At 66.5% G+C, this 5,259-nt stretch carries 3 protein-coding genes and 1 pseudogene; all 4 read left to right on the top strand.

Going from position 1 to position 5,259, the window contains the following annotated elements:
• Window positions 1-204: pseudogene (locus ACIBTS_RS49120) on the top strand (ATP-binding protein); the annotation flags it as partial.
• A 601-nt stretch (window positions 205-805) separates the two neighbouring features.
• Window positions 806-1,516, top strand: a complete 711-nt coding sequence (locus tag ACIBTS_RS49115) for an SAVMC3_10250 family protein (protein ID WP_399328481.1) — start codon at window positions 806-808, stop codon at window positions 1,514-1,516.
• 45 nt (window positions 1,517-1,561) lie between these two features.
• Complete coding sequence (locus ACIBTS_RS49110) at window positions 1,562-3,658, top strand: AIPR family protein (RefSeq protein WP_399328479.1); 2,097 nt, start codon at window positions 1,562-1,564, stop codon at window positions 3,656-3,658.
• Window positions 3,606-5,054: a protein kinase gene (locus tag ACIBTS_RS49105; RefSeq protein WP_399328477.1), complete on the top strand. Its 1,449-nt coding sequence runs from the start codon at window positions 3,606-3,608 to the stop codon at window positions 5,052-5,054. The genes ACIBTS_RS49110 and ACIBTS_RS49105 overlap by 53 nt, the downstream gene beginning before the upstream one ends.
• Window positions 5,055-5,259: the final 205 nt, after the last annotated feature.

The raw sequence follows: 5,259 nt of genomic DNA, 5'->3' as shown, positions 1-5,259 counted from the left end.
GTGGTGACCGGCTTCCATCCGCTGTGGCGTACCGTCGCGGCCCCGGATCTGGCGTGGATCGACCGGTCGTGCGCCCACGGCGTGTTCCGCACGTGGGCCGCTTTGACCGCGCACCTGCAGAACGCGCTGCTGACCACCGCTGACGCGGCCGTCGACCGGGCTTTGCTGGGACGGCTGCTGCGCAGGGTCGCGCCGCCGCTGTGAACCAGGCGCTCCGGCAAGAGGCGGAGGGTGAGACTTCTCATTTCGGTGTCACCGGTGGTTCTCATCTAGATGTCACACGTATCTGCTGGTTGGGGCACACAAGTGATGGCATCGAGTGAGAAGGTTTGGTGACACAGTGTGAGAATCCCCAGCGCATTGAATTGAGAAGTCCATAGGGCGAGGTCTCTGACTTGCTGCTTCGCGGAAGCCATCGCCCGCAAACTCCTCGCCAAACTGGGCACCGATCAGGCACAGGAGGTGTGCAGTGCACTGGCACGGCTCGTCGAGCAACCGTCCGGTGACATCTGACGCCGGGTGTCCACGGCGCCGTGTGTAGCGGCCGCGTACCCGGGAGCCGTTCTTTTTCCGGCCCGTACCGCAACGCTGACGCCTTGACCACCTGCCCCCTCGCCCGGGCGGCCCTGCGAACCGAGTCACACCGCTGTGCCCTAACCGACGGGCCACGCCCGCCCCGCGGCCACCGTATCCCTACGCAAGCGGGGTTGACGGTGCGGGCGAGCTGGCGTTGTTGGCGGGGCTCACGTGGCAGGATGGGAGACCAGGTGAAGTGGGGGGCGCATTGAGCGAGTATCGAGAGTTTGTGTACCTGTCGGATGCCAAGCTTCAGCAGTTTTCGCTGCCGCGGCGATTCGCCTTGCGCAGTGCCCTGCGGCTGAACACACCGGTGGGGGGCGTTGACATCGACGCGCCGGCAGCCGACAGCGAGCGCGACCGGATGCGGCAGCTGGAAAAGCTCGACAAGCACCTGGGGGAGCGGGCGGAGTGGTTCGCCCAGCCGGGACTGCGTCCGGGGCAATGGGTGTGGTTCGAAGCGCCGCTGCGCTGTGTCACGCTGACGGGCGACTACCAGTACATGGTGCTGTTCGCCGACCCCGCTCCGGGGGAAGACACGCGCTATGAGCAGGAGACGGGGTGTCGTCTGCTGCTGCACGGTTCCTCCCGCCACCTGCGAGGGTTCGTGCCGGCCCCAGTCGAGGCCCCTGCGCTGGAAGGCATCAAGGGCGGCTCCAGCTTCGCCACGACCTTCCTGACGACTGCCGGGCAGGCGGTACAAGCCCTGTCTCTGGAGCACGATGCGGCTGCCGAGGGCGTGGCACCCCCTCCCAGCGGATTGAACGGGGCGGGTGTGCGGGAACTGCTGGAGGCGATCGATGCCCGTCACGGCCAGGTGCCCGGCGCTTGGATGTCCGGGCTGGCCCGTGTGACGGCTGAGCTGCCAGCCACCGGTACGTCGGCCCGCTGTGTGGTGGCCAGCCCGTTGAGCGTGGAGCACGTGCGCGATCTGGTCTGAGTGGCCGGCCCGCGGGGCTCTGACGACGACGAAGGAGATGGTGCGGTGAACGATTCTGCTGTGCCTAACACGGTGCGGTTTGTGCGGAATTACCTCACGCACGCCTACCGTCCGTGGATCGACCTGTCCGACATGGCTCACAGCTCCCCCCAGGGGCGGGACGTCGGTCTGCTGTCCCGGGCTCTGGCCGCCGAGGCCGTCCGGATGCTCACCGATTGCAGCCATGAGGAGGCCGCCGCATCTGTCGTGGACGGCCCAGGCGATTTCGGCATCGACGCCATCGCGTTCTCCAAGGGCGGCTCCGACATCTGGCTCGTGCAGGCGAAATGGAGCGACCGGGGTCAGGCCAGGCTGCGGGAGCAGGACGCCGCCAAGCTGGTGACCGGACTGCAACACCTGGCCGACCAGCGTTACGAGGGCTTCAACTCCCGCATCCGTGCATCGATCAACCGCATCAACGAGGCCCTGAGTTCCCCGCGCTGCCAGGTTCATCTGGTGGCGGCGTTGGCCGGCGACGCCCGCCTGACCCCTGCAGCGGAGCGGCAACTGGCCCTGGTGGGAGAGGGCTTCGGCTTCGCGGGGCGCATCCCGGTCACCGTGCTGGCCCTGGGACTGGCTGACTTCTACTCCGCCGTGCGGGCCGATGCAGGCCCCACCACCGTGTCCCTGTCCGCAACCTTGACGGACGGCTGGCATCGCACCGACGCCCCTTACGAGGCTTACACCACAAGCGTCTCCGCTGGCGAACTCGCCTCCTGGTACAACACCTACGGAGACCGCCTGCTTGATCCTGCCCTGCGTCCGCATTCCACCGGACGGCCCGACCCTGCGGCCCTGAGCAGGCTGATCACCGCGCCGGAGGAATTCTGGTACCTCACCAGCGGCATCACCGTGATCTGCGACCGCGTTGACGCCAGCTATCTCGCCCGCAGAGCAGTGGGTCAGCCCCTGCTCCTGCGGCTGCACAACGCCCGTGTCGTCAACGGAACCACGGTGGTTGCCACCGTCGCCCAGGCGGTGAAGCAACATTCCGAGGTCGGTGACCTGGCGCTGGTGCCGGTGCGGATCATCCACCTCAGTGACGCTTCCGCAGACTTTGTCTCCGCTCTCACCCAGGTTGGTGAGAGCGACGGCGCCGCCCACGCGGTCGACTCTGTCGCCCTCGACTCCTACCAGCAGAAACTGCGCGAGGAGTTCGCGGATGAACTGCACAAGGAATACGTCTACAGGAAAGGTGCGGTAGCGCCCGCCCCGGAAGTCGGCTGCACCATGCAGGAGGCAGCCGTCGCCCTGGCCTGCGCGCACCCGGACGTTTCCCTGACCGCCCGGGCCAGTGCCGACCCCGCCTACCTGTGGCGGCCCGCTCCAGAAGGCGCCTACACGCGTCTGTTCGGAGGACGGCCCAGCGCCCGCCAGATCTGGCAGTGTGTGCTGCTGATGCGCGAGGTGCGGAGCGCTCTAGCCCACGCCGCCGCAGGGGGGTCGCCGCGCGACCGTGATCTCGCCGAGCACGGAGATCTCCTGGTGGCTCACCTCGTCTTCCGCAGCATCGATTTCGACCTTCTCGACGAACTCTCCGACGCTGATGGACTCCGGGACTGGGCTGCTCAGCGCACCTGGCAGGTCGCCGATCTCTTGGGATCCGCGATCGAACGCCTCTTCGGCTCGCATCTGTTCCTAGCCGGCGTGTTCACGGACGAAGAAAAAAGCCACGTGCTCGCCGTTGATGTCATCCGTTATCTGACCGCGCTTCCCAGCCTGTCTGCCCGCGAGTCCTCCCATCCCAGGCGCAGGCGCAGCAGTGTTGTCACGCTCGTTGAGCACGGCCGCATCCCGGAAGGCACACGGGTGATGTACCGGCCCCTACCCTCCGAAAAGCGTGCCATCGGGGACTGGCTCAGCGAAGACCCCCGCCGCTACCTCGCCACCTGGACAAACAACCCCCACCACCCCTTGATCTGGGAAATCGACCAGCAGACTTACTCTCCCAATGCGCTGCTGCGCCACATCTGGGCCGAAGCCGGATGGCACGAAGCCCCGTCCGCCGTCCAGGGATCCCGCAGATGGATGGTGCCCGGCGAAGGCACACTTGCCGACCTGGCCGAGGCGCTCATGCCGGCCACCGAGAACGGTGGCGCCTGACGTGCGCAGCATCGAACGGTTCGAACTGCGCACTCTGATCGGGCAGGGAAGCATGGGACAGGTCTGGCAGGCCTGGGACACCCAGCTCAAACGCCCCGCCGCCGTCAAGATCATCAACCCTGAGCGGCTGGTCGCACAGGCCAACAGCATCAGCCCGGAGATCGTCGCAGCCCGCTTTTGCCGCGAAGCCGAGCTCGGTGCCCGCTTCACGCACTCCGGACTCCCCACGCTGTACGACGCCCAGCTGAACGGCAGTCCGAACGACCTGTACATGGTGTGGGAACTGATCGTGGGGCAAGACCTCGCCCAGATCCTTGCCGCGCACGGCGGCCGCCTGCCGATCAACCTGGCCCTGTCCTACGCCGCCCAGATCGCCGACACCCTCGCCTGCATCCACGAGGACCCCGTCGTCCACCGCGACCTCAAACCCTCCAACGTCATGATCACCGAAGCCTGGAAGACCAAGCTCCTCGACTTCGGCGTTGCCGCCGTCTACGGCAGTGACTATCCACGCCTCACACAAGACGGCCAACTCCTCGGCACCGTCGCCTACATGGCCCCCGAACAGTTCACCGACCGTGGCCTCATCCTGCCCCAGACCGACATCTACGCGCTGGGCTGCCTGCTCTACGAAATGCTCACCGGCCAGCCCCCATTCACCGGAGACCCGGCCAGCGTGATGGGCGCCCATCGCACCCGTACCCCCAGCGCCGCACGTGAATTGCGGCCGGAAATCCCGCCAGACGTCGACGACCTCCTGATGAACATGCTCGCCAAGGACACGGACGACCGGCCCGCCTCAGCGGAACTCATCGCGCAAAGCCTCACTCCCCACACCACGACGCCCCTTGCCCAGCTCTCCGCCGGCGACGAAGACGACGAAGTCGGCGACCCCGTAACCATCCCGACCGCGGCCGCGCCACTGCCTGGGAGCATACGCATCGTCCAGGCGCAGGCGTTCTTCGACGCCGGCCACTTCGGAGAAGCCCTCCCGCTCTACAACACCCTCAGCACAGAGCGGGCAGCAGCCGAGGACAATTCACGACAAGCAGCAGAGTGCCGATCCAAGGCCGCGTTCTGCCACATGCGACTGGGCAATGTCCAGCAAGCCCTCAACGACTACACCGCCCTGGCGGCAGATCTGCACCAGGACACCCCACCACAAGACCCGTTGCTGCTTGAGGTGCGCAGCCGGATCGGCCTGCTGCAGGCGGCCAGCAACCGACCTGGGGAGGCACTCGCTACCTTTGCAGACATCTACACTCTCCTCACCCAGCACCTCGGCCACGATGACCCGTTGACCAGTGAGGTCCGCACGGTGTTCAACCGGCTCAACCGGCTCGGCCAGATCTTTCCGAAGCCGACTCCCGCCCCCGTGCAACAAGCAGCAACCTGATCAGCCAGGACATGACCGACTGGGTCGACCGGCTCCAGCTCGAACGGGGGGGACCTCACGCGTGTGGGGTAGACCGACTGCCGTATCTGGAACACTTCAACGAGGCAACAGGAGCCTCCCCCTGAGTGGTGGACACGCTGATACTGGATCTGCTTGATCCGGAGGAAGCGAGAAGACCGCCGATGGCGATGAAGGACTACTCGGA

It is taken from the genome of Streptomyces sp. NPDC050121 (genome assembly GCF_044460385.1).
GTDB classification, from domain to species: Bacteria; Actinomycetota; Actinomycetes; order Streptomycetales; family Streptomycetaceae; genus Streptomyces; species Streptomyces soliscabiei.
This window is presented reverse-complemented; position numbering and strand designations above follow the sequence as displayed.